General features: G+C 61.4%; 23 protein-coding genes and 2 pseudogenes. 21 read left to right on the forward strand and 4 right to left on the reverse strand.

Annotation, left to right across the window (positions count from 1 at the left end; translation table 11 throughout):
* Window position 1: 1 nt before the first annotated feature.
* The 10 genes and pseudogenes from NE850_RS18905 to NE850_RS18950 all read left to right on the forward strand — a co-directional run bounded on the left by NE850_RS18905 (window position 2) and on the right by NE850_RS18950 (window position 11,116).
* Window positions 2–1,582 (forward strand): aldehyde dehydrogenase (NADP(+)), encoded by a 1,581-nt coding sequence (locus NE850_RS18905; RefSeq protein WP_310699271.1) that lies wholly within the window; start codon window positions 2–4, stop codon window positions 1,580–1,582.
* Window positions 1,583–1,658: 76 nt separating this feature from the next.
* Window positions 1,659–3,026: an MFS transporter gene (locus tag NE850_RS18910; RefSeq protein ID WP_405044864.1), complete on the forward strand. Its 1,368-nt coding sequence runs from the start codon at window positions 1,659–1,661 to the stop codon at window positions 3,024–3,026.
* Window positions 3,027–3,046: 20 nt separating this feature from the next.
* Window positions 3,047–3,976: a dihydrodipicolinate synthase family protein gene (locus tag NE850_RS18915; protein WP_310699198.1), complete on the forward strand. Its 930-nt coding sequence runs from the start codon at window positions 3,047–3,049 to the stop codon at window positions 3,974–3,976.
* Between the two features lie 93 nt (window positions 3,977–4,069).
* A complete protein-coding gene (locus tag NE850_RS18920; protein ID WP_310699199.1) occupies window positions 4,070–5,578 on the forward strand; it encodes a sugar ABC transporter ATP-binding protein in 1,509 nt (502 codons plus the stop codon).
* Window positions 5,575–6,513, forward strand: coding sequence for an ABC transporter permease (locus NE850_RS18925; RefSeq protein ID WP_310699200.1), 939 nt, complete (start codon window positions 5,575–5,577; stop codon window positions 6,511–6,513). The genes NE850_RS18920 and NE850_RS18925 overlap by 4 nt, the downstream gene beginning before the upstream one ends.
* The gene (locus NE850_RS18930) at window positions 6,510–7,520 is read left to right on the forward strand and encodes an ABC transporter permease (protein WP_310699201.1); all 1,011 of its coding nucleotides are present in this window, start codon (window positions 6,510–6,512) and stop codon (window positions 7,518–7,520) included. Before NE850_RS18925 ends, NE850_RS18930 begins: the two co-directional genes overlap by 4 nt.
* A 34-nt stretch (window positions 7,521–7,554) precedes the next feature.
* The gene (locus tag NE850_RS18935) at window positions 7,555–8,463 is read left to right on the forward strand and encodes an SMP-30/gluconolactonase/LRE family protein (RefSeq protein WP_310699202.1); all 909 of its coding nucleotides are present in this window, start codon (window positions 7,555–7,557) and stop codon (window positions 8,461–8,463) included.
* A gap of 88 nt (window positions 8,464–8,551) precedes the next feature.
* The gene (locus NE850_RS18940; protein ID WP_310699272.1) at window positions 8,552–9,538 is read left to right on the forward strand and encodes an ABC transporter substrate-binding protein; all 987 of its coding nucleotides are present in this window, start codon (window positions 8,552–8,554) and stop codon (window positions 9,536–9,538) included.
* Window positions 9,539–9,583: 45 nt separating this feature from the next.
* Window positions 9,584–9,751 (forward strand): annotated as a pseudogene (locus NE850_RS39510) (NAD(P)-dependent oxidoreductase); the annotation flags it as partial.
* Between the two features lie 447 nt (window positions 9,752–10,198).
* Window positions 10,199–11,116: an HTH-type transcriptional regulator ArgP gene (locus tag NE850_RS18950; protein WP_310699203.1), complete on the forward strand. Its 918-nt coding sequence runs from the start codon at window positions 10,199–10,201 to the stop codon at window positions 11,114–11,116.
* 5 nt (window positions 11,117–11,121) lie between these two features.
* Here NE850_RS18950 and NE850_RS18955 read toward each other — a convergent pair whose 3' ends face one another.
* The gene (locus NE850_RS18955; protein WP_310699204.1) at window positions 11,122–12,369 is read right to left on the reverse strand and encodes a sodium:solute symporter; all 1,248 of its coding nucleotides are present in this window, start codon (window positions 12,367–12,369) and stop codon (window positions 11,122–11,124) included.
* Window positions 12,350–13,312 (reverse strand): fatty acid desaturase, encoded by a 963-nt coding sequence (locus tag NE850_RS18960; RefSeq protein ID WP_310699205.1) that lies wholly within the window; start codon window positions 13,310–13,312, stop codon window positions 12,350–12,352. Before NE850_RS18960 ends, NE850_RS18955 begins: the two co-directional genes overlap by 20 nt.
* 264 nt (window positions 13,313–13,576) lie before the next feature.
* Between NE850_RS18960 and NE850_RS18965 the strand changes: the two are divergent.
* Both NE850_RS18965 and NE850_RS18970 read left to right on the forward strand, forming a co-directional pair.
* Window positions 13,577–13,684: pseudogene (locus tag NE850_RS18965) on the forward strand (ribonuclease H); the annotation flags it as partial.
* 104 nt (window positions 13,685–13,788) lie between these two features.
* Complete coding sequence (locus tag NE850_RS18970; RefSeq protein ID WP_310699206.1) at window positions 13,789–13,953, forward strand: ACT domain-containing protein; 165 nt, start codon at window positions 13,789–13,791, stop codon at window positions 13,951–13,953.
* Window positions 13,954–13,966: 13 nt separating this feature from the next.
* Here the strand turns inward: NE850_RS18970 and NE850_RS18975 are convergent, their stop codons facing one another.
* Together NE850_RS18975 and NE850_RS18980 are read right to left on the reverse strand one after the other, a co-directional pair.
* Window positions 13,967–14,179 carry a hypothetical protein gene (locus NE850_RS18975; RefSeq protein ID WP_310699207.1) on the reverse strand — a complete coding sequence of 71 codons (213 nt, stop codon included), beginning with the start codon at window positions 14,177–14,179 and terminating at the stop codon, window positions 13,967–13,969.
* 144 nt (window positions 14,180–14,323) lie between these two features.
* A complete protein-coding gene (locus NE850_RS18980; protein ID WP_310699208.1) occupies window positions 14,324–14,680 on the reverse strand; it encodes an XRE family transcriptional regulator in 357 nt (118 codons plus the stop codon).
* A gap of 208 nt (window positions 14,681–14,888) precedes the next feature.
* On the opposite strand from NE850_RS18980, the gene NE850_RS18985 reads away from it, so the two are divergent.
* The 9 genes from NE850_RS18985 to NE850_RS19025 all read left to right on the forward strand — a co-directional run bounded on the left by NE850_RS18985 (window position 14,889) and on the right by NE850_RS19025 (window position 22,922).
* Window positions 14,889–15,119, forward strand: a complete 231-nt coding sequence (locus tag NE850_RS18985) for a DNA-binding protein (RefSeq protein WP_310699209.1) — start codon at window positions 14,889–14,891, stop codon at window positions 15,117–15,119.
* 65 nt (window positions 15,120–15,184) lie between these two features.
* Window positions 15,185–16,063: a ParA family protein gene (locus NE850_RS18990; protein ID WP_310699210.1), complete on the forward strand. Its 879-nt coding sequence runs from the start codon at window positions 15,185–15,187 to the stop codon at window positions 16,061–16,063.
* A complete protein-coding gene (locus NE850_RS18995) occupies window positions 16,060–17,784 on the forward strand; it encodes a ParB N-terminal domain-containing protein (RefSeq protein ID WP_310699211.1) in 1,725 nt (574 codons plus the stop codon). The genes NE850_RS18990 and NE850_RS18995 overlap by 4 nt, the downstream gene beginning before the upstream one ends.
* A complete protein-coding gene (locus tag NE850_RS19000; RefSeq protein ID WP_310699212.1) occupies window positions 17,781–18,473 on the forward strand; it encodes a hypothetical protein in 693 nt (230 codons plus the stop codon). Before NE850_RS18995 ends, NE850_RS19000 begins: the two co-directional genes overlap by 4 nt.
* Window positions 18,442–18,906, forward strand: a complete 465-nt coding sequence (locus tag NE850_RS19005; RefSeq protein WP_310699213.1) for a hypothetical protein — start codon at window positions 18,442–18,444, stop codon at window positions 18,904–18,906. The genes NE850_RS19000 and NE850_RS19005 overlap by 32 nt, the downstream gene beginning before the upstream one ends.
* Entirely contained in the window at window positions 18,903–20,444 is a 1,542-nt protein-coding gene (locus NE850_RS19010; RefSeq protein WP_310699214.1) for a hypothetical protein, read from the forward strand. The genes NE850_RS19005 and NE850_RS19010 overlap by 4 nt, the downstream gene beginning before the upstream one ends.
* Window positions 20,445–20,665: 221 nt before the next feature.
* Entirely contained in the window at window positions 20,666–21,727 is a 1,062-nt protein-coding gene (locus NE850_RS19015; protein ID WP_405044861.1) for a PFL_4669 family integrating conjugative element protein, read from the forward strand.
* 16 nt (window positions 21,728–21,743) lie between these two features.
* On the forward strand, window positions 21,744–22,217 hold the full coding sequence (locus tag NE850_RS19020) for a hypothetical protein (RefSeq protein ID WP_310699216.1): 474 nt from the start codon (window positions 21,744–21,746) through the stop codon (window positions 22,215–22,217).
* Between the two features lie 135 nt (window positions 22,218–22,352).
* Window positions 22,353–22,922, forward strand: coding sequence for a single-stranded DNA-binding protein (locus tag NE850_RS19025; protein ID WP_310699217.1), 570 nt, complete (start codon window positions 22,353–22,355; stop codon window positions 22,920–22,922).
* Window positions 22,923–23,213: the final 291 nt, after the last annotated feature.

The following is a 23,213-nucleotide window of genomic DNA, read 5'->3' on the forward strand; positions in this document are numbered from 1 at the left end:
TATGACATTGACAGGAGCATTACTCATCGGTGATATGGAGCGCAGCGGTGCGGGCCCCGCGTTCCGTGCGATCCATGCAACCCACGGCGACGCCATTGAGACACCGGTGTTCGGCAGTGCCCAGGATACCGATGTCAACGAAGCCTGCCAGCTGGCGGTGGAGGCTTTCGATGTCTACCGGACACAGCCTTGCGAGGCGCGCGCCAGTTTTCTGGAAGACATCGCCCTTCGTATTGAACGCCTGGGTAGTGCATTGATTCTGCGTGCCGCGGACGAGACCGGATTGCCGCAGGCGAGGCTCGAAGGCGAGCGTGCGCGTACCTGTGCGCAGCTACGCATGTTTGCGGCGCTGGTGCGCTCCGGCGATGCGCTGGACGTGCGCGTGGAGCCTGCGTTGCCCGACCGGCAGCCTCCCCGTACCGAGCTGCGGTTCTGGCGGATCGGGCTGGGTCCTGTCGCAGTGTTCGGCGCGAGCAATTTCCCGCTCGCGTTTTCGGTCGCCGGTGGCGATACCGCGTCCGCGCTCGCGGCCGGCTGTCCGGTCGTCGTGAAGGCTCACCCGGCCCATCCCGGCACATCCGAGCTGGTGGGGCGGGCGATTCGGGACGCGGTGCGCGCGGCCGGGTCGCCGCCGGGCGTGTTCTCGCTACTGTTCGACTCGGGGCATGAGGTCGGCGCGGCACTGGTTGCCCATCCTGCGATCAAGGCCGTGGGTTTCACCGGCTCGCGTCGCGGCGGATTGGCGCTGGTGACGCTCGCCGCCAGGAGACCCGAGCCGATCCCGGTCTATGCGGAAATGAGCAGTGTGAATCCGAACCTGCTGTTGCCCGCTGCACTGTCCGCAAGAGGGCCGGCCCTGGCGCGCGATTTCGTGGCATCGGTCACGCTCGGATGTGGACAGTTCTGTACCAATCCCGGTCTGGTGCTTGGGGTAGGGGGAGCCGATTTTGACGGGTTCGTGCGAACCGCTGCCGAAGCGCTGACACCGGTTGCGGCCGGTGTGATGCTGAATGCAGGCATCGAACGAGCCTATACGGCGGGTGTGGGACGGCTGGCAGCACACCCGGCTGTTGACGTTGTCGCGCGCGGCAAGGCAGGTGAGGGCCGAGCACAAGCGGTACTTTTCCGCGTTCACGCCGATGCGTTGCTGGCCGATGCCGCACTGGCCGACGAGGTGTTCGGGCCAGTCAGCATACTGGTTGAATGCAGCGGGACAGGCCAGGTACACGAGGTGTTGAAAAGGCTGGAAGGGCAGTTGACGGTCACACTCCACATGGATGACGACGACCTTGACGTCGCACGGTTGCTGCTTCCGGTGCTCGAGCGCAAGGCCGGCCGCATTCTCGCGAACGGCTTTCCGACAGGTGTCGAAGTCTGTGACGCAATGGTTCACGGCGGTCCGTTTCCCGCGAGCTCCGATGGACGCAGCACGTCCGTGGGAACGGCGGCCATTGAACGTTTCTTGCGGCCGGTCTGCTACCAGAACCTGCCCGATGCGTTGCTGCCCGCCGCACTCGGGTCCACCAATCCGCTCGGATTACGCAGACGTGTCGCGGGCAAAGTCGAAAACCCGCCGGACTGAACCGGGCGGCGTTACGCACCGGCATGCAGCATCCAGGCATAAAAACATCAAGGAGACAGGGATGGGCGGTATTGAGATGGCGCAGACGAAGGCGAAGAGCAGTCCTCCGCAGGCAGGGGCGGCACTGCATGAGCAGCGGGTTATCGGTTTGCTGATCCGCAGGCTGCTGCCACTGCTCGTGGTGATCTACATTGCCGCCTATATTGACCGGGGAGTCGTCGGCTTCGCCAAGCTTCACATGAACGCCGCGGTCGGTATCGGTGACGCCGCCTATGGGTTAGGTGCCGGCCTGTTCTTTGTTGGCTATTTCCTGTGCGAGATTCCGAGCAATCTCGCACTCGAACGTTTCGGGGCGAGGCGCTGGTTTGCCCGCATCCTGGTGACATGGGGCGTTATCACCATGGCGATGGCGCTTATCGACAGCGCCCGCACGTTCTATGTGCTGCGCTTTCTGCTGGGAGCGGCCGAGGCCGGTCTGTATCCCGGCATCCTGTATTACCTCACCCAATGGTTTCCGCTGCGGCATCGCGCGCGCATCATCGGCCTGCTCGTGCTGGCCCAGCCCGTCGCGCTGATCATCACCGGCCCCCTGGCGGGCTGGCTGCTGTCGACGCACGGGTTCCTGGGACTTTCGAACTGGCAGGCGCTGTTCGTGTTGAGTGGTCTGCCGGCCGTGCTGCTGTGCTGGCCGACCCTTCGATGGCTGCCGGACTCGCCGGCACACGCGCGATGGCTGGTTGGGGAGGACCGGATGTGGCTGGAGCGCGAACTGGCCGAAGACGCTTCTGCCCACGCGCTCCAGGCGCACGGCAACCCGCTTGGCGCGCTGGTGGACAGGCGTGTGCTATTGCTTGCCCTGTTGTTTCTTCCCTTTCCGCTCAGCATTTACGGGCTTTCGCTGTGGCTGCCCACGATCATCAGCCAGTTCGGTACGTCTGACAGCACGACGGGTCTGCTTTCGGCGGTGCCTTACCTGTTTGCCGTCGTGGGGCTCTGGGTTGTGCCGCGACATTCCGACAGGACCGGCGAACGGTACGGACACATCGTTGTGGTGTCCGCACTGGCCGCGGTCGCAATGGCAGCCAGCGCCTGGTTCCGCCTGCCCGGGCTGCAGTTCCTCTTCATCTGCATCGCTGCGCTTTGCATCTATTCAATACAGGCAGTCGTCTGGACACTTCCCGGCCAGTTCCTGACGGGCGCACGCGCTGCGGTGGGCATCGCGACAATCAACTCGCTGGCCAATCTCGGCGGCTATCTCGGCCCCTATGGAATCGGGCTGGTCAAGGAGGCGACCGGACGTCTTTCAGCTGGCCTTTATTTCCTCGCCGGGACGCTTGTGTTTGCTGTTCTCATGACCTTCGTGGTGCGCGCGGCGTTGCGCGTTCCTTCGCCCAACGGTGTGCCCGAAGCGGCCCCAGCCGGAACTATTCCACCATTCCAGTAACTTTCTGCATCCTTTTCATCATGACCTCGTTACGTTTGCCGCGTTACAGCGGAATATTCCCCGTGGTACCCACGACGTTCACCGAAGCGGGTGAACTGGACCTCGCGAGCCAGAGACGCGCCGTCGATTTCATGATCGACGCCGGTTCTGATGGGCTTTGCGTCCTCGCCAATTTCTCCGAGCAGTTCGTGCTTGCCGACGACGAGCGAGAACTGCTGACGCGCACGATCCTCGAGCATGTGGCTGGGCGCGTTCCGGTCATTGTCACGACGACGCATTACAGCAGCCGGGTCTGCATCGAACGAAGCCTGCGCGCGCAGGAGTTGGGCGCAGCGATGGTGATGGTGATGCCGCCGTATCACGGCGCCACGTTTCGCGTGCCAGAAACACAGATTTACGAGTTCTACGCCAGGCTGTCGGATGCCCTGCGCATCCCGGTGATGATCCAGGATGCGCCGGCAAGCGGCACGGTGCTTTCCGCCGTGTTTCTCGCACGAATGGCGCGAGAAATCGAGCAGGTGGCGTACTTCAAGATCGAGACTGCTGGCGCGGCCCCGAAACTGCGTGAACTGATCCGCCTCGGGGGGCATGCGGTGGAGGGGCCATGGGACGGGGAAGAAGCGATTACGTTGCTGGCTGACCTCGCGGCTGGCGCGACCGGTGCGATGACGGGCGGTGCGTACCCTGACGGTATTCGCCCGATCATCGAAGCGCATCGCGAGGGAAACCACGATCTGGCTTTTGAACGCTATCAGCGGTGGTTGCCGCTCATCAATCACGAGAACCGGCAGGCTGGCCTGCTGGCCGCCAAGGCATTGATGAAAGAGGGCGGGGTGATTGACAACGAAAGTCCGCGGCATCCGTTACCACCCATTCACCCGGACACCCGTCACGAACTGATCGATATCGCGCGGCGGCTCGATCCGCTCGTATTGCGCTGGGCCCGATAGCCCAATGTGGCCGGCAGGGACTACTGACCACGAAGACGTGGGCAACATTGCGGAACGCATTGCAATGCGTCCGATGGAGGAGACGTGACATCTATGGAACCATCTGCTTTGTCCGGGCTGGCAGACTCGCAGCCATTGCTCGAGTTCGTCGGTATCGGCAAAACATTCGGCAAGGTCAAGGCGCTGTCGCAGATCAGTTTTGCGTTCATGCGCGGGGAATGTGTCGGCATCGCGGGGCACAACGGGGCGGGCAAGTCGACACTCATGTCGGTGCTCGCAGGAGTGTACGAGCCAAGCGAAGGCCGCATCGTCATTGATGGCAAGCCGCTTTCGCGCTACGACGCGAACGCGGCGCGCCTCGCGGGCGTGCGCTGCGTGTTCCAGGAACTTTCGCTGTGTGCGAACCTTGGCATTGCGGAGAACATGTGCGTTGTTCATCCCCGGCTCGGCGGGCGAGGCTGGCGCCGGCGCGCCGCTGCGCTGATGCGCGAGATGCTCGGGGAGATCTTCCCTGGCAATGGACTGAGCGGCGATGAGCTGGTGTCTGACCTCACGCTCACGCAGCGGCAGATGGTCGAGATTGCGCGCGCGTTTACCGTCACCGATGTGCCGGTGCGCCTCGTGATTCTCGATGAGCCAACTTCCAGCCTCGATGCGCGTACTGCTGGCCAGTTGCTGGCGTTCATTCGCAAGGCGGCGCACAGCGGGATTACCTGCCTGCTCGTCACACACATGCTGGGCGAAATGGAGCGTGCGTCGGATCGGGTGATGGTGATGCGCGACGGCGTCCTCGTGGATGTACTGGTGCACGGGAATCTGACGCGCAGTGCGATCATTCAGGCGATGGGTCAGCAGCGGGAAGTCCGGAATGATCCCGTCGAGGCCCGGACGCGGAAGGACCGCGCAACGCAAACCGGTTATATGTGGACAGTCGGTACCGGGCAACCGTCGAGAATCGACGCGTCACGGGGAGAGGTCGTGGGTTTCGCGGGTCTTGCGGGGCACGGCCAGACCGACGCACTGCTTGCCATTTATGCGGACTCGACGCGTCGGGGTTCTGGCCGCGCTCGCGTGGCCTTCGTGGCTGGTGACCGCGGCCGGGATGGCGTATTTCCACTCTGGTCGATTGCCCAGAACCTGGATCTGCGCTGGCTGCTCGGTGGGATGAACAGGCCTTCGCGCAGATCGGCGGTGGTCGCATGGCTCGTGGACTTCGCGAGAGCGCGCTCGCTCGTCGACCTGTGGCGCACGAGAGTCGGCATCCGCGGTGCGTCGATGAGTTCGGGAATCCTGTCGCTGTCGGGCGGCAATCAGCAGAAGGTGCTGTTTGCCCGTGCGCTCGCTTCCGATGCGGACCTGATCCTCATGGATGACCCGACGCGCGGCGTCGATGTCGGTACCAAGGAGGAGATCTACCAGCTGGTGCATGAAGAGGCTTCGCGGGGACGAACGTTCATCTGGTACACGACGGAGAACGACGAACTGCAGTATTGCGACCGGACCTTCGTCTTCCACTCCGGCCATGTGACCCGTGTGCTCCATCTCGACGAGTACAGCGAAGAAGCGCTGCTTAGCGCCAGTTTTGAGGAGCATGCAGCATGAGGCTCGTATTGTTCCAAGCCCGGCTGCGCACATGGTTGCCAGCCATTTCACTAGCTGCCGTGCTGGTGCCGATCCTGATCCTGCAGCCGGCCACGTTCAGTTACTTCGGTTCGGGACTGCTGTTGAACCTCGCGGTGCCGATCGTGTTTGCCACGCTTGCGCAACTGGCGGTCATCACGGTCAACGATCTGGATCTTTCAATCGGCCCGTTTGTGAGCCTGGTCGCGTGTATTGGCGCGACGGTGCTCGTTACACGCCCCGCTGCGGGCGCGCTCGCGCTGGCCGGCTGTATCCTTGCCTACGCGGCTGTGGGGGCGCTCATCGAATGGCGGCAGATCCCATCGATCGTCGTCACACTGGGAATGTCCTTCGTCTGGAGCGGGGTGGCGATCGTGCTGCTGCCGTCCCCGGGCGGCACGAGCCCGCAGTGGCTCGGTACAGTCATGAACTACCAGACACCGTGGGTGGCCGCACCGATCGTGTGGTCAGTCGCCGTTGCCGTGGCCGGCCATATGCTGCTGATGCGTTCGTCCACGGGCGTACGGTTGCGCGGCGCCGGCGGCAATCCGCGCGCGATGCGTCGTTTCGGGTGGTCACTGATACGCGCCCGGGCTACGTTATACGGCGTCGCAGGTCTGTTCGGCGTGCTCTCGGGGCTGTCGCTGCTTGGCCTCACGACATCGGCCGACGCGAACCTCGCGCTGCGCTACACGTTATTGTCCATTGCTGCGGTCATTCTCGGCGGAGGTGAATTCGCAGGCGGACGCGTCTCGGCGATCGGCGCGGTGCTGGGGGCGATTACGCTCACGCTTGCGGCATCGTTTCTCGCGTTCCTGAACATTTCCCCGGACTGGCAGGTCGGGATGCAGGGCGCGATCCTGATTGTCGTGCTGTCGTTGCGTGTGCTGCTCCAGCGACGTGGAGACAAACAATGACCACCCGGACTCCAGACGGTGTGAGTGACGGCGGGCACGATGCATCCTCGGTCTCGACGGCGGGCGTTTGGACCCGCCTGAAGGACACCCGGGCACCATGGGCCTGGTCATTCGCCGGCGCGTTACTCGTACTGGTTGCCACGGTTTTCGCGTTCGGCCTGCCTGTGGCCGGCAACGTTATTCAGACAGCGTTTGTCTATGGTGTGTTCATGGTGCTCGTGGGTCTCGGGCAGATGCTTGTGATCACCTCCGGGACCGGCAACATCGACCTGTCTGTGCCATCGACGATTGCGCTTGCGGGTGTCGTTGGCATGCGCGTGATGAACGGCGACGATAGCCTTATCGTGGCGGGTGTGGTGGCAGCGCTCGGCGTCGGTGTCGTGGTCGGGTTCGCAAATTACGCACTGATCTGGTTGCTGCGTATTCCGCCGATCATCGCCACGCTTTCGTCGAGTTTCCTCATCCAGTCCGTAGCAATTACGCAGGCACACAATCTGGCCGAACCGCCTGGTGGCCTGAAAGTGTTCGCCACGGCAAGCGTGCTGCATCTTCCTTATATCGCACTCGCCACGCTTGCGTTGTCAATCGTGCTGGCTGTCCTGGTGCACCGTTCTGTTTATGGGCGCAAGTTGTCGGCGGTCGGCCAGAACGCGCGCGCAGCATGGCTTGCGGGGGTCAACGTCGAGCGGACGCGTTGTGTTGCATACGTGCTTTCGTCAGTTATCTCGGCGTTGACCGCAATCCTTCTCTCGGGGGTATCGGGAGGGGCTTCACTCGATATGGGCGTTGAATACATGCTGATCTCGATTGCGGTCGTGGTGATCGGCGGGACGTTCGTGAGTGGTGGAAGAGCCTCGATTGCGGGCGTATGGGGTGCCTCGATGTTCCTGTTCCTCACGAACGCGATGCTCAACGCCGTGGGTGCGGACGCGGGCGTGCGCTCCATTGTCTATGGCTTGCTGATTATTGTCGTGACGGTCGTGGCAGGCACAAAGCCCTTGCCATGACATGTCCTGGTACAGACTTGGAGACTGTTAGCACATGACATCCACCGATCACGAAATTCTCGACGTGCGCTTCCGGAAACTGATCCAGCCGAACGCGCCGCTGCAAAAACTGTCCGCAGACAGCCTGTGGGCCGAGGGGCCGGTGTATTTCCCTGCGGCAGACCTGCTCGTGTGGAGTGATATTCCCAATAACCGGATGATGCGGTGGGTGCCCGGCATCGGGACCGGGGTGTTTCGGGTGAATTCCTGCTTCAGCAACGGCAATACCCGCGATCGGGAAGGGCGTCTCGTGACGTGTGAGCACGGCACGCGACGTGTCACCCGTACGGAGCACGACGGTAGCGTGGTCGTCCTGGCATCGGCTTACCAGGGCAGACGCCTGAATTCACCCAACGACGTGGTCGTCGATTCTCGCGGGTCCATATGGTTCACCGATCCCGACTACGGAATCCTGAGCGACTACGAGGGTGTTCGCGCAGAAAGCGAGATAGGTCGTTGCAACGTCTATTGCGTGTCGCCACACGACGCACAGGTGCGGCTGGTCGCCGACGACTTCGTCAAACCGAATGGCCTTGCGTTCAGCCCAGACGAGTCGCGGCTTTATGTTGCTGATTCAGGTGCGTCGCATGACGCAAATGGACCGCGGCACATTCGGGTATTCGACGTGGACCGCACGGGCGCGCTGCACGGCGGGAGGGTCTTTGCCGAAATGGCGAGCGGCGTACCTGATGGCTTGCGTGTCGATGAGCATGGCAATGTGTGGAGCAGCGCCGAAGACGGGGTGCATTGCTATGCGCCGGACGGCACGCTGCTCGGCAGGATCCTGATTCCAGAGACCGTTGCAAACCTGACGTTCGGAGGCCCGCGCCGGAACTGCCTGTTCATTACGGCGAGTTCATCGGTGTATTCACTGTATGTAAGTGTCCGTGGCGCCGGGAGGTGAGCGCGGTGACACGGACGACGACAGAAAACAACCTGAGGAGATAAAGTTGAATATCCGGAACAGAAAGCCCGTTGTAGTTGTCTCGATCATGCTGGCTGTGCTTGGCGTGGATGTCCGTGCACAGGTGTTGCAAACGACAACGGCAACAAGAAAAATCGCGCTGTCCAACAACTACGCGGGTAACGCGTGGCGTCAGGCCATGCTGAAAGACTGGGCGGTTGTGGCAAAACAGGCGCAGGTAGGAGGGAAGGTGGCTGCGGCCCCGTCATTCACAACGGCGGAAAACCAGGTGACGGAGCAGGCGCAGCAGATCCAGAACCTGATTCTGCAGGGCTACAACGCGATCGTCATCGATGCCGCTTCGCCAACCGCGTTAAACGGCGTGATCAGGCAGGCGTGCGCGGCGGGCGTCGTCGTGGTGTCGTATGACGGCACGGTAACAGAGCCGTGCGCGTACCGCGTGTCTTTCGATTTCCGCGGCTGGGGCGAGCAGGAAGCCGATTATCTTGGCAAACGTCTTGGTGGGAAAGGGAACATCCTGGAAGTGCGTGGGCTTGCTGGTGTTTCGGTTGACGAGGAGATTCACCAGGGGCTCATCAACGGTCTTAAAAGGTATCCAGGCGTGAAGATTGTTGCGAGTGTCAATGGCAACTGGACACAGACGGTTGCGCAGAAGGCGGTCGCAGGTGTCTTGCCGACATTACCGACGATCGACGGCGTGGCAACGCAGGGCGACGACGGCTTTGGCACCGCAGAGGCCTTCAGGGCCGCGGGTCGCACGATGCCGGTCATTGTGCTGGGCAATCGTTACGACGAGCTGAAATGGTGGAAAGGACAGGCGGCGAGCGGCTATACGACGACATCGGTTTCCAATCCGCCCGGAGGGGTAACGGCAGCGTTCTGGGTTGCGCAGCAGGCGCTCGCAGGGGCGAAGATGCCCAAAGACATTCAGGTGCCGCTGCTGGCCGTGACACAGGACACCCTCGATGCCACACTCGCGAAGATGCAGCCCGGTGGCGTGAGTGACACGGCTTTTACCGTGGATCAAACGATGTCGATGGTCAACAGGAAGTGAAGGGTCATCACCCGAGAGGATCCGGAAGCGGAAAAAACGCTGCTGGTGCAACGATGGAGTCTTGATGATCTGCTTGAGCAGGCGCAATTCGTCGGCATACAAACTGCCTTGACCGGGCAGACACGCTACCTGATTGGTGCGCGCGAGTTCGTGCGCATGAAGCGCACGGCATTCCTGATCAATGCGGTACGCGGGCCGGTCGTGGATGAGAAAGCCCTGATATACGCGCTGAAAAACAGTGCAATCCACGTGGCAGGCCTCGATGTCTTCACGAGGTGGCTAGTAGGTCGCACCAGGACTGCTGGTCGAAACGTTCGCCGGGAGTAGGGTGTCTCGTGTATCGATTTTCTTGCTGCTGGCATTCAAGTTGAATTCTCTCTATTTTCGCAAAGGTGATTCGCGGGGAGTGAGATAGATTAGTGTTGACCAGAAAAAAATCACGGTTAGTCTAACGACAGCCCTGCAAAAACATCCTTCCACAAGAAAACGACATTAATGCCAAAAATAGACATTTTGGCCAACGAGGACGTGAACGGACAGGATCGTCGACTACTTCCTTGATCGATCGTGACGCGGCTGCAACACGATGAAGCAGTTGCAGGTCTTGTAGCACGCGGGTTCCCAAATCGGCAACTATAGGCTCATCCCTGGGAGAAACTCTTGCTAGACCGTCAACAACTTGAGACGTTTGCCACGGTGGTTCAGCAGCAGCATTTCCGCCGCGCGGCCGCTGCTTTGAATATTTCGCCAGGCGCCGTCTCGCAACGGATAAAATCGCTGGAAGAAGCCGTAGGTGCGATGCTGCTGATGCGGGAGCCGATGATTGCTCCGACGCAGGCTGGGGAGGAGATTCTCCGCTACATCATGGCAGTGCGTCTGCTGGAGGACGATGCACTCCAGCACATCAAGCCCGACCGGTTCCCGCCGGTGGACTTTGCCATCGCGGTCAATGCGGACTCCCTGGCGACATGGTTCGAACCGGTTGCCTGGGAGCTTGCAAGGCAACATGTGTCGCTCGAGATCATCGTCGATGACCAGGACCATACGCTGACTGCCCTGGCGCGGGGTGACGTGAAGGGTTGCATTTCCACACAGCGCAAGCCATTGGTCGGCTTTGCCGCGGAGCTTGTCGGGGGAATGCGTTACCACTGTGTTGCGACGCCCGAATTTATCGCGGAACATCTTGCCAGAGGACTCGTGCTGCCTGATGTACTGAAGATTCCGGCCATCCTGTTTAATCGCAAGGATGCCCTGCACGACAGCTTTCTGGCGTCATTCTTTCGGGTAACGGTAGGGGCGTACCCGAAGCACTATTTTCCGTCCTCGACTGCATTGCTGGATGCGATACACAATGCGTTAGGCTATGGACTTGTCCCCGCGATGCAAGCTGAACCGCTGATCTCGTCAGGAAAATTTGTTAATCTGGCGCCAGCCCATAGCCTTGTGGTGGATCTGTACTGGCATCACTGGGAGTCGGAGCCGGCGCCAGCGGCGAGCATCAGCCAACTCGTGATGGAACAGGCCAGACGCTGTCTCATTCAGGCTAGCCCGGAAGGGGATGAAGCCGGGAATGTATAGCACAACTAACCGGTTTCGCCGCGTGTGTGTGCGAAAGCCTGCCAGAGATTTGTGGCGCCTGACGCAACCAGTCCAACGGGCAGGGCAGACCAGGACGGGGTGCCGCCAATACCTGCCCAGTTCATGACGGACGCGCCGAGCGAAAACGTGGCCCCTGATGCCAGCATCCAGGCTGCGTATCGTGCGTTGACAGGCCAACCTGCCAGATACAGAACAAACGGTAGCCCGACTGCGGAGACATACACGATATTGAGCGAGACAATCGTTGAAATGATTGTTTGCCCGTCAATGGCGAGTGCCCCAGCTAAAGCGACAATCAGAAACCGCCATGCCAGTCGATGTCGCGTGGTTGCGGGCAGGGTAGTCGCAAGTGCCCCTGTCATCGCCCGGGTAATCGCAGTGCCCGCACCAAGCGCTGCGGCAAGGAGAACGCCCAGCGCGATCAATCCTGCACCGCGGCCAAGCCCATGAGTTTCCTGTAACAGCAGCAGGGGAATAGCTTCAGTTGCGTCGGTTAGACCACGGAGCTTGTCAGACTGGTTTGCCGCAATCACGGCTGCCGCAGGAAGAAATCCTGTCAGGAGAAGAAACGAGGCCGCGATGATGCAGCCGGCCAGTGCATCTGCGGGTCGTCGTGCGGCAATGATGAACTGCTGGTAGTCTGCACCGGTGACGACCAGGAAGCCAACGGCGACCATGGTGGTCAGCAAGTCGGCGCGCGGTAGGCTGCCTGCGTCCCGGATAAACTCCGGGGCGGCATGGAGATACAGGGATAATCCTCCCGCCTGTACAACGATGTGGAATAGAACAACATTGCTTGCGAGCAGACAGCAGGCAAAAAAAGCTGCAGCAACGCCTATGTCAATTGATGAGCAGAACAGCAATGCCACCACCATCACGATGGATGCATACGACCGGGGGACACCGGTAATCATCAGGATCGCGATGCCGCCGTGGATCTGTGCAGCCAGTACGCCCGCCATCCAGGTCAGGGAAAGCAGGGCAACCCCTTTTTTGACCACGTCGCCGTATGCAATACCCATCACGTCCCAGATGAGCTTGTCCGAGATCCATAGCCGTCGGCTGAATGCCGAGAGCAGGACTATGCCCAGCGCGGTCACCACAGGGTAAAGGCTGCCTGCCATGCCCCAATGGATTGCCATTTCACCCGAACCGAACAGGAAGGCGATGCCATAACTGGCGGACACCAGCAATGCGCCGACCTGGAGGGCATCAAGCTTGCGATGCATCATGATGACCTCTGGACGCACGTCTTGCCCATGCTCGTACTACGGCGCCTTGACCGCGGAAGTAAGCGTTACAGACCCGCGCCCGGGTTGCAAAGATGGGGAGCTCCTTCAGTATATGGTGCGCTTCTGGCAGGCGATGATACGGAATCGAGGGCATCAGATGGTGTGTCAGGTGATATCCGTTGTTGTGGGGGTGGATGATGTTCTGCCAGATTCCCGGTGCAGTCATCTCTCGCGTGAAGCTGAAGATGCCATCAGGTCTTAGTCCCACGTGATCGCACATCTCGCGGAATGTTGTAATGGCATGAAACGTCGTGGCCCGAGCGCTCAGCCACACGAAAATAAACGCGAGGACAGCATGAAGGCTGATCCAGATCGAGGCGGCTCCCATGACAGAAATCCACCAGGCGACAATGCCAAGCCTCTGGAGGCTGCTTATTCCGGATATGTGAAGATGTCCGAAAAGGGATCCTAACAAAGTACGACGGGACAGCAGCACCTCGAGGTAGGCCTCGGTCCACGAGCGATCACCCGGAACACTCGGGGTGTAATCTGGATCGGCGAGAGGGTCTCCGAGCCAGGCGTGATGCCGCGCATGCAGGTCACGGTAGATCGCGAGACTGGCGAATAGCGGTGGGCCAAGGAACAGGCGACCGATCACATCGTTGACCCGATGACTTCGGGCCAGGGTGCGATGACCAGCATCGTGCAGCAGATTGCCCAGGGCTCGTTGCCGGTTGCCAACCCAGAAGATAACGATCGGCCACAGCCACCACCCGAACCGGTACAACGCGAACACGGCAGCCACGATGCTCAGCCAGTCGAGCGCAATATCACGCAATACATGGCACACGTCGGGTGAGGTGACGCAGGCATGGTCCGCCCCGCGTGCTCGCAGTGCCATGCGTATGGTTTGCTGATCCGCCTTGACCGAAAGAATACTCATAGCGTGCCTCGTGGCGTTGGCAAAATACCCCGGGGTACGTGGCCTATGTTTGCACTACCGTTCTATGACGTCCGGGCCGGAAAATTCATCTTAGGAAATCGTGTGCTTTTTGATCCGGTGATCAAAAATTTTGCATGCCGTTTAATTTTCCTGAGTGCGGGGGCACGCGACTTTTTTATGAGTAACCTGAAAGGAAGCTCACGGGAGGATTGGATGAATGGCGAGCGTGACTTGACGAGAATTTGCGCTGCAATGCGGCCGTTGATGCATGGGGAGATCTATGTCTATTGCTGTTTTCAGGATTTTCGTTTTCCGGCCGGACTGGGGCATAACGGGGTGTTCTTCACGTTCCGTGAGCGAGAAGGGTTGACAGCGGTCGTGCAAAAACAGACCGCGGAGCGACTGGCGTTGCCGCATTCATTCGAATCCCGCTGGTCACGCTCGATGTCTATTCGAGCCTGGATGCCGTCGGCTTCATGGAAACGATTGCCGCTACCCTGGCCGATGCGAAGATTCCATGTAACGCCATTGCGGCGTATCACCACGATCATCTGTTCGTTCCCGTGCTCCGGGCCGACGAGGCTGTCACACGGCTGGAAAGCTTGCGTGGTGCGGCACTGAGGAGACTATCGTCGTCCTGAGCACAAGATCGATCTAGGTGTCATCCGCATCGTTTTTCCGGTTGATCGTCAATTCGACATGCAGATTATGTGGCGAATCCAGCGGCACAAAAAGCTGCAGACAGATATGTATAGGTGGGGTCATCCCGTCGTCGAGCGATGCCGGCTTGCGGGACGCCTGGGCATCATCCTCGATTTCTTTCACGAGCCGTTCGAGTTCCTCGCGCACTTCTTCCAGACGACCCATGCTGTTTCTCCACAACCGGTTTTCCTCCGCAAGGGAGGAGACGGAGATGTTTGCGATACGTTTGCATGTCTGAAGATTAATCTCCTCCAGGGTAGTTTTCTGCTGCTGTTTAATTTTCCCGCGTGCTGATTAATCGGACAGCAGTCACTTCAACAGTCTATGCAATCGTGAATCATCAGGCAGATCGTTTTCTGTCTGGCTGATAAGCTGGGATTGCTCATAAAGGAGGCCGATCAGCCTTGCCTTGCGCCGGGTTTTGAGTGGCTGCCCGAGGTGCTGCTCTATCCGTTCGGCAGCGGCCACCGCACTGTCGAGCACGCGCTGGTCCAGCCGGTAACGGACATCCCGGTCAACAATCATGGTCCCTTCGCCGGTAAGTAACCATATCGGGTCGATTGAACACTGCTCGTACAGGGCACGTACCAGCTCGACGGGAATCACGCGCTCGCCCCGCTCGTAGTTCGCATATGCGCGCAGGGAACATTTGATACGTTGTGCCATCTTTTCCTGTGAGAGTTCAAGGTGTGCGCGAACCTGTGCAACGCGTTCGTGATAATCCGTGGCAGTCTCCACGCTTGACATGTACGCCTCACATTCCTAAAGTGATTTTGTGCCTTGATTATAGGCATCGTTGAGTAATGAACAAGGATAGATGTGCTTGAGCGGTGGCAGACGCTGCTGGACGGGATTCTCTCAGTGGAGCGTGGACATGCGGTTCTATACGCTGGAGGAAATTGCGCGCGAGCTGCATATCGCAGCCGCTACGGCACGCAACCGGTTGACATTGGGGCAGCCCATGCCACCTTCGATCCGTGTCGGCCGGCGACGCCTTTTTCCTGCCGACGAGTACGAGAAGTGGATCGCTGCACAGTTGACTCTGCCGCACGATGGTGAAGGTCCGGATGGACCGGAAGGCGAGTCTTGTCGTCAATCCTTGTAACGTAACAACACTTCTCCCATCAGGTTTTGCAATTCCTGACATGACCTTGTATTGGAACTCTCGCCGTGCCAGTTGTTATCTCCTTCGTCTCCACCAAAGGCGGCGTCGGTAAGACGACCGTTGCCGCCAACCTGGGCGGCCTGCTCGCAGCCTTCGGCATGAAGGTTCTGGCGATCGACGCCGATGTCCAGCCGAGTCTAAGCAAGTTCTTTCCCGTCCATTACCGTTCACCACAGGGTCTTAGCGCAGTGGTGACGTCCGGGGGCAACCCGACGCCGGATTGCATCAGCCGGACCATTTTTTCCAACTTTGACCTGATCTATTCGGACACACCCGGCGCGGGTCTCCAGTCATGGCTTAACCAGCGCGAGGACCGGCTGATGATCCTGCGCCGGGCCATGCGAAGTCCAGTGCTCGAAGCGTATGACATAGTGCTGATTGATACGCAGGGTGCGGTGGGGGAGTTGCAGAAGTCCGCTGCAATGGCGGCCGATTTCATGATTTCCCCGGTCAAGCCGGATGCACTGAGTGCAGGTGAATTCGCAACGGGCACTGTTGCGATGCTGGACGAGCTGAACCGTCTGGCCGACTTCGGGGCGCCGTTCCGATCTGGCGATCTGCTCGTGCTGATCAATGCCCACGAGCGGACGAGCAATGCGAGGGCGCTGGCCTCCGTCTTGCGACAGAGATTTAGCGCACATCCGAAGGTTAGTGTGCTGGATACGGTGGTGCCCTCGGCCGCTGCCTATGCAGCGGCCGCTACCGCTCGCGTTCCGGTGCATGACTTCGACCGGCGTCGTCGTTTCGAAAACTCCGCATGGAACATCATGCACCGGCTTGCCTGGGAACTGTTCCCCTCTCTCGCGAATGTGTATGTCGGGGCGTCGGGGGTGAAGCTGGCTGGCTTGCCTGGACCTGGCGTGCCGGAGGAGTGCATCGCATGAGTGCTTCACCGGACCGGATCAACCAACATCACGACAAGGCGCGCCGGGAGGCAACCAGGGCGGAGACAGTCGCGCGACGACTGGATGTGCCATCACCCGGGCTGCATGAGGCAGAGCCTCAACTGTCGTCGGTGATTCGTCTTCGTATTACCGACGTGAGACCGTATGACCGCAATCCGCGGCGCGCCTCGCATGAACGCATCACCGAACTGAAAGAATCGATCCGCGCGAATGGCATAGAGCAGATTGTCACCGTGACCCGGCGGCCGGAGGGCAATCACTACGTCGTCGCCAAGGGCGGTAACTCGCGAGTCACGGCGGCCACCGCGCTTTACGAAGAGACGCGCAATGACCGGTTTCTGTTCTACGATTTTGTGTATGTGCCCTATCCCGGCGAGGCGAAGCTGCTCGCTGCGCACCTGCGCGAGAACGACCAGCGTGCGGACCTGTGTTTCTGGGACAAGGCGAATGGCTATCTTTCTCTCAAGGCGGACCTCGAAAGGGAACGGGCTAGCCCACTGTCGCTGCGAGAATTCTCCCGGATTCTCGAGGAAGAAGGTACGCCGGTCAGTCATGTGCTACTGGCGTTGTTCCAGTTCGCGGTCGACCGGCTGTCGGCGCTGGGACCCGCGACGGAATACCTCAGCCGGCGGGCGGTGGTTGATGTGATCCAGCCTGCGATCGGGGCGTTGATGCGGCTCATACGCCGGCTGGATCTCGATGATGCATGGCTGCAACAACAGGTGATTGATCCTGAACTGGTGCACATCTCGGCAGGCTTCACGTCAGTATCAGCCAGGGGCGAGCGTTCTGCTTCGCTGGACGCGGGGGCGCTCGCCCGGGCTTTCCGGACACGCTGTGCGAGTGTACTCAGCGTTTCGCCGGAAGGGCTGGACCGGATGATGCGTCTTCAGGAGAAAGCCCCCGACATGAGTGCCGAGGAACTCAGGCGGAGTGGCAGCGATTTCATCGGGACTGCCAGTATCTCGCGAGCGGAAGCCGATAATCCTGCTTCGCACGGTCAGTTTGAGCATTCCGCTGCGCCACGCAGTCACGTTGCCCCCTACCGTCAGTCAGGGACAACGACCGCGAGTGAGGCTGACACAACGCGTATTCCCGATGTCGGTCAGGTCGGACAGGAGGATACCCGGGAGCCTGCCCTTCGTGACGGACCCTCGGGGGCAACGTCGGACAGTCGGCTTGCCGGGACCGCCGATGCTTTTCGGAGCGCGGTGCGCTCTTTTGCACAAACCTGTGGTCTGGAGGGGTGTGTGGAAGATGCGCCCGGTTTGCCCTATGGGTTCATGGTGGAGCCGCCCTCGTCGGACGTGCTGCCGCAGGCGCTCGACAGTCTGGCACGGCGGGACGCCGCCGAACTCAACCGGTATCTCGGTTGGTGGTGGCTGGTCAGCCTCTCACGGCAGAACACCGCGTATGGTCTGGAGCAGGTTCCAAAGCAGAGCCGGTATGCGCAGATGGCACGCGACGAGGACCGTTGGGCGCGGATGTGCGACACCCACGTGGGCGAACCGCTGCTGGCAGATCGCATGGACGTGATGTTCGCCGTCATGCTCAATCCCGACAGGCCGATCGGTCTGTGGTGGGCTCAGCTTATCCAGATTGCGCGGGCGTTTCGTGCCGCGCATCCCGAGCGCTTTAGCTCGCCGCGGTGGCCCGAGCTGGATGCCGACGAGCGGCTGGTGCGTGGGGAGGGGGCATGAAACCTGTTCTGCTTCCCGTGCCTGGTGACGCAGTCGGGCGGTTCGTGCTGCTCGAACTCATGACCTTGTCACGCAGTAACGACAATAGACAACCTTATATCACTTTGGATTGCAAAGTTTCATGTGAAACAAAACCGGTCGATTGCGAAGCGACGGAAACCGTTATTCCAGATGCCATCCGGCAGGTATTGAACGACGACCGTGCCGCCACCCTGACTGACATCCTGCTGGCCTCAGGCGCACTACGCGTGTTCATCGATGTGGACGCGCTCGAGCGACGCTGCAAGCTGATCGGGCGGCAGTGGCGCGATGAACATCTGCTGCTTGCGTTCGTGAGAGCGCAAGCGAGCGTTCCGATGATCCGGCATTTTTTCCGGACAGCAACGCGCACGACCATCGCGCGACTGCGGCGCGAGGAAGGCATTTCGCCCCCGACGAAGCCACGCATTCCAACGATTCGCGAAGCTGACGCCCTGCTTGAGTGCTGGCACAACCTTCCGGGTGTCACTGAGCCGCGCGAGCGCTATCTGGCATTGCATGCCGAATGCGGGGGTGCCTGGTCTCTCGCTTCACTTTTTGCCGTGGTGAACGGTGCAACCATTCCTGACGATGCACAGTCACGCCAGGTCCTCTCTCCAGACACGAAGGAGCTTCATCATGTACGACATGCGCCTCGACCCGCAGGGTAACCTGCTGCCGGGCAAGAGCTGGGACGATCCTCCCGGTCTTCCGCCGGCCGAAACCGACCTGATGCTGTCGATGCTGGATATGCCGGTGACGATTGACCGCTGTTTCATCGAGATCTGCGGCGACCTTGCGGCCGCCGCCGTACTCACCGAACTCTCGACGATCGAGGCAGAGACCGGCAGTCGTCATCAATGGCTGCCGGTCGCACAGGCCGAACTCGCGCGGCGACTTGCCCTGTCGGAGCGGCAGCAACGGGCGGCGTGCCGGGTGCTATGTTCCAGGGGACTCATCGGACATCGCCGCACGGGGCAGGCCCGGGTGGACGAATTCCGGGTGTGCTGGCTGGCGGTCATGACATTGCTGCGGCAGAAAGCGGCCGAGCGCACGGCGCATATCGCATGGCCGCCGCAGCGGCCGGAAGGGGCGCGGCCATGATCGAGGGATCACTGCCCTACATTGAGGATTTCGAGGACCTCTGGCTGGCCCTCAAACCCTACCGGCCGATCGCCTTCGGTACACGCCTCGCCCGCATCACGGGTCATCCCAAAGACGCCATGCTGCTCTCGCAGCTCGTCTACTGGACCCGGCGGGGGCGTGATGTTGGAGTCAATGGCGGCTGGATCCACAAGACGCGCGAACACTGGTTCGCTGAAACCGGGCTGTCGCGCGAGGAGCAGGAGAATGCGCGGCGCCGGTTGCGTCGCATGAATCTTGTGACGGAGTGGCGCGGTGGTCGTCCGGCCTGTCTGCACTACCGGCTGGATGTTGGCGCGATGTCGTCTGCTGTGCGGGGCAGTTGTCAGTTCGTCGGTCCGCTGCCATGGTCAATCGATGCCATTCGCTCGGACGAGTACGCGATGCGGGAGTTGCTCGGTCCGACGGTCGCATTCCGGCGCGTGTTTGTGGATCTGGTGGGCAACCTGAACGCGGCGTTACTCCTCTCGCGCATGCTCCAGCTCCAGCGCCGCGAAGCAGACCGGCAGTGCACATGGTTCACGCAGACCTCGACGGAGTGGCAACGTACGCTCGGCCTGAACCGGGTGCAACTGGAAAATGCCCGGGCACGGCTGGTTCGCCAGGGGCTCATCCGGGAAATGACGCGACACCGTACCGGCAGACGCGTGTTCACCCAGGTCAACGCCGCGGAGCTGCGGCAGCAACTTGAGCGCCTGGTCTCCCGCGCGGACGTGCTTGACCGGTTGGCGACCCGCAAGAGTCTGATTGCTCGGGGAGCCTCTGCAGATGTTCTGGAACCGGGCGCAGGGAGGGCTTCTCCTGTTATTCCGGGCAGTGAGCCAGCCGTGAGTCGGGCTACCAGTGACGCCATCCATATGCCGTACGCCGGACCGTTGCGAAACCCGCCAACCCGAAGTCCCCAACTGAAGCCGATGCCTGCCTGTGCGTCACCGTCGGTGACTTTGATGCATTACCAATGGCGGGAAACGTACGAGCCCATTGCGCGCGTGTATACGAGGATTACATATTCGACTACGACAACCACAGGGCTGGCGCTGGCGGCGCGATACATGCCGGCCGTTGTGGGCGGTTCGGGGCGAATTTTCCCTGATCCCGATCATGCCGCCGGACTGGTGTGGCCCGCGATGCTGCACGCAGAGGAGCGCGCGCTGGTTGCGGTGCTCCTCGGGCGCGTGCCCCTTCCGGATCGCCAGGTCCTGCTCGACGAAATGGCCGCCTGCCACCGGCATCGTCCCGTGCTCTCGCCAGTGGCCTATATCGCCGGTCTGGTGCGCCGCAGCCTCGCGGGTGAGTTTGTGCCGGTGCGTGCTCATCTCGAACGGGCAGCGAGGGAGCGGCAGCTGATTGTCGAAAGGGTGGTGGCTCCTGGCGGCGATGATGGCCGGCCCGGAACGGCGCGCGCCTCTACGCCCGAGACCGCACGACTGCATCTCGCGGCCATTCGCACCCGGTTGCGGCAGGACCAGTTCGCCCCGCGTGGAGATTGCCATGCGTGAGGCCGCGTCGTGGTGCCGATTCCACGGCGTTCCCCGCGTTTGTGTTACCCGGGGTAACACCCCCGGTTGCCGTTCCCACACCCAGCTGACTGCAAAGGCTGTTACCCCGGGTAACAGCGGTCGGACGTTGGGCGCCCGTTTGCTACTGGGGGCGTTACCCCGGGTAACACGAACTGGGTCGGGAGCATGTCCCCTGTTTTCTGTCGTGAGGAGGTTGGTCCATGGATACGCCGTCAGTGAACGTCGACCCGTCCGTTGATGCCTTTGCCCGCTCTTCTGCGTCACCGTTTGTCGACGGCTACGATCTGGAGGCGGAACGCGCCGTGCTTGCGCATCTGATCGCGGCAGGCGATCCCGATCCTGCTGATCCACTGTTCGGGCGGTACCAGCTACTCCTTGAGCGTGAAGAGGCGCTGGATCAGCGACAGCAGGAGCACGCTCTGCGTCTGGGCAGCGATCCGTTGGTACGGCCACATGAGGCACAGGAGATCGCCCGTATCGGCCAGCTCACGAGCGAAGGCGGTGACCGGATGCGTCTGCATACGCGTGATGCGATGCGTCTCTTTCTGGGGCGGTCCGTCGCACCGGGTGAACAGGGCCATGCGATGGCCGGCGGGCGGCGCGTGGCGGCAGCACTGCGTGCGCTCTGGTCGCTCTCCGGCAACGACAATCCCTACGCCGACTGGAAGCTCGTCGAGATCGCCGACAGGATTACCGGTATCCGGGGCGCGAACGAGCTGGAGCAGCAGCATGCGCGGCAACTGCTGGATGCAGCACGCGAGAAGGGGCTTGATTTCTCTGTGCTGCAATCGCGCGAGCCTGCCCAGGTTTCGCTCGGATTTGGTTCACCCTACGGCTACATGATCGTGATGATGCTGGTCGAGATCGACTGGCTGGTGCGGCTGGTGCGCTCGGCCGTTCTTCGGGATCTGATGACGTCGGGCGAAGGCGCTCGCCGGATCGGCTCAGCCAGACACCGGTGCCTGTCCGTGTTCCATTTCGCGGTGCACTGCCAGCGCGTGCTGAGTCAGCCCGAACTCCTGCCGCTGTCGCGCGCCGATTTCCTGCCCAATGCGGACGCTGCCGCGAGCCAGCGCGTTGAGGCGGCGCGAGCACTGCTCGGTGTGATTCCCCGCGATGTCTTCACGGGCGCACGCGAACCACGCCACAGTCGCCGGCGCGTGAGCCGCCTGTCGGATGCCGAACTGCGTCTGCTCGACAGTGTGTCCCTGTCCGGTGACGATGCGCTTGCGAATGCTGCGGCAAACGCGCTGGTGCAATGATGCGAGGACTGCGGCAATGACGGATCGGGCTTCACCTCTGGATCGCCGTTCAAAGGCCTTTAAGGGTAAGGGGGAACCGCTGGCTGTGCTCGCGGTTTCCCAGGTGACCGGGCGCAATGCGTTTCGTGTGCTGTTGCGTTCGTACGAGGGCTGGCATGCTGAGACTGTCGACGGAATGGAAGGGCTCGCGCGCGAGACGACTGCCACGGGGCTCGACGCCACGCTCAGGTGCGTGCGTATTACGCTGCCGAGCGGGGCCGTGCGTCGTCGGCTCGACTGGTTCTTGCGCGGCGAACCGCATGCTGTGACCTTTTCCCGGGTGCAGGCCTGTTTCAGCCGCCTTCCGGCACCCCTGCACGATTATCTGCGGCAATGCCATGCGCGCGCGAAAGAACTCAATGCGCTCGAATCGGTGTTCCGGTATGCAGCAAGCCAGATTGCGATGTATCTCGATCACGGCACGGTCAAGGTCAAGCGTCCCGATACCTGACGCCCATACCGTGCTCCGGCACAGGTATCGAAGCTTAATCATCAGGCTGGCGCAGATCAGCCTCCTGCAACAGCAGGCAATGGACAGCGCGTTCGACTCACAAGGGGCTTACCTTGATGACGAATGGAGTCCGCAATGGGTATCTACGCAGAACTGGTCGGCAACGTACTGGCGTCGCCGACGATGAAACAGGTCAACACCTCCGGCGGTGCGCGGCGCATCGTCGAGTTGCGCGTCATGTCCGCGAGCTACCGCCGGCTCGACGACGGTTCGATCGAGCAGCGTGACGAACGGACCTTCCCGGTCGACGTGACGATCTGGAACGAGCGCCTTACCGAGCGCGTCCTGCAACACATCCGTACAGGCGCCAGCGTCGTCGTGCGTGGCGACCTCTATGTCAGTCCGTGGATCAACCGCGATAACGAGGCGGACGCGGGCGCCCACATCGACGCTGAGTCCATTTCGCTCAATCTCGTGCGTATCGATCAGGTCGTGTATCGAGCGCGCCAGCCACGTGAAGGCGCTGATCCGGCATCGGAGGGGGCAGCGGACGATCCAGCGGCCGGTATCGATGCTGGATCACGGGAGTCCGCCGCACAGGCTGGAGACGAACCGCCCCAGGGCGGCGGGGGCGACGGTACCGGCGCCCAGGGACAGGCTGCCGGCCGGCGGTCGCGCCGTGCCACCGGGACCGCCGCACGGTAGTCCACGTCTTCATTCCACGCGCACGGTGGGTCGATATGTACTGTGCGCGGCTACCCTTGCGGAGGAAGACGTGGAACTCACGTACGTGGTGTGTCCGGCATGGCCGGACGCGGCGGAACTCGGGATGTTGCGGGCACTGGTGGCCGAGGGCGCGACCGCGTCCCGGAGTCGCGCGTATTCCGCTCGGTTTCACGGTTGGCATATCCACGTCTGGCGCGCTGGCGGCTCGCTAGGACGTCTGCTGCAGATCGAGATCCGGTGTCCTGACGGAGCGCTGTGCGCGCGGGCCTG

This window comes from Paraburkholderia sp. USG1, from assembly GCF_031570135.1.
Classification (GTDB): Bacteria; Pseudomonadota; Gammaproteobacteria; order Burkholderiales; family Burkholderiaceae; genus Paraburkholderia; species Paraburkholderia dioscoreae.

Coding starts and splice junctions, on each gene's coding strand:
- NE850_RS18905 (WP_310699271.1), top strand. CDS start 2: ATGACATTGACAGGAGCATTACTCATCGGTGATATGGAGCGCAGCGGT.
- NE850_RS18910 (WP_405044864.1), top strand. CDS start 1,659: ATGGCGCAGACGAAGGCGAAGAGCAGTCCTCCGCAGGCAGGGGCGGCA.
- NE850_RS18915 (WP_310699198.1), top strand. CDS start 3,047: ATGACCTCGTTACGTTTGCCGCGTTACAGCGGAATATTCCCCGTGGTA.
- NE850_RS18920 (WP_310699199.1), top strand. CDS start 4,070: ATGGAACCATCTGCTTTGTCCGGGCTGGCAGACTCGCAGCCATTGCTC.
- NE850_RS18925 (WP_310699200.1), top strand. CDS start 5,575: ATGAGGCTCGTATTGTTCCAAGCCCGGCTGCGCACATGGTTGCCAGCC.
- NE850_RS18930 (WP_310699201.1), top strand. CDS start 6,510: ATGACCACCCGGACTCCAGACGGTGTGAGTGACGGCGGGCACGATGCA.
- NE850_RS18935 (WP_310699202.1), top strand. CDS start 7,555: ATGACATCCACCGATCACGAAATTCTCGACGTGCGCTTCCGGAAACTG.
- NE850_RS18940 (WP_310699272.1), top strand. CDS start 8,552: ATGCTGGCTGTGCTTGGCGTGGATGTCCGTGCACAGGTGTTGCAAACG.
- NE850_RS18955 (WP_310699204.1), bottom strand. CDS start 12,369: ATGATGCATCGCAAGCTTGATGCCCTCCAGGTCGGCGCATTGCTGGTG.
- NE850_RS18960 (WP_310699205.1), bottom strand. CDS start 13,312: ATGAGTATTCTTTCGGTCAAGGCGGATCAGCAAACCATACGCATGGCA.
- NE850_RS18970 (WP_310699206.1), top strand. CDS start 13,789: ATGGAAACGATTGCCGCTACCCTGGCCGATGCGAAGATTCCATGTAAC.
- NE850_RS18975 (WP_310699207.1), bottom strand. CDS start 14,179: ATGGGTCGTCTGGAAGAAGTGCGCGAGGAACTCGAACGGCTCGTGAAA.
- NE850_RS18980 (WP_310699208.1), bottom strand. CDS start 14,680: ATGGCACAACGTATCAAATGTTCCCTGCGCGCATATGCGAACTACGAG.
- NE850_RS18985 (WP_310699209.1), top strand. CDS start 14,889: ATGCGGTTCTATACGCTGGAGGAAATTGCGCGCGAGCTGCATATCGCA.
- NE850_RS18995 (WP_310699211.1), top strand. CDS start 16,060: ATGAGTGCTTCACCGGACCGGATCAACCAACATCACGACAAGGCGCGC.
- NE850_RS19000 (WP_310699212.1), top strand. CDS start 17,781: ATGAAACCTGTTCTGCTTCCCGTGCCTGGTGACGCAGTCGGGCGGTTC.
- NE850_RS19005 (WP_310699213.1), top strand. CDS start 18,442: ATGTACGACATGCGCCTCGACCCGCAGGGTAACCTGCTGCCGGGCAAG.
- NE850_RS19010 (WP_310699214.1), top strand. CDS start 18,903: ATGATCGAGGGATCACTGCCCTACATTGAGGATTTCGAGGACCTCTGG.
- NE850_RS19015 (WP_405044861.1), top strand. CDS start 20,666: ATGGATACGCCGTCAGTGAACGTCGACCCGTCCGTTGATGCCTTTGCC.
- NE850_RS19020 (WP_310699216.1), top strand. CDS start 21,744: ATGACGGATCGGGCTTCACCTCTGGATCGCCGTTCAAAGGCCTTTAAG.
- NE850_RS19025 (WP_310699217.1), top strand. CDS start 22,353: ATGGGTATCTACGCAGAACTGGTCGGCAACGTACTGGCGTCGCCGACG.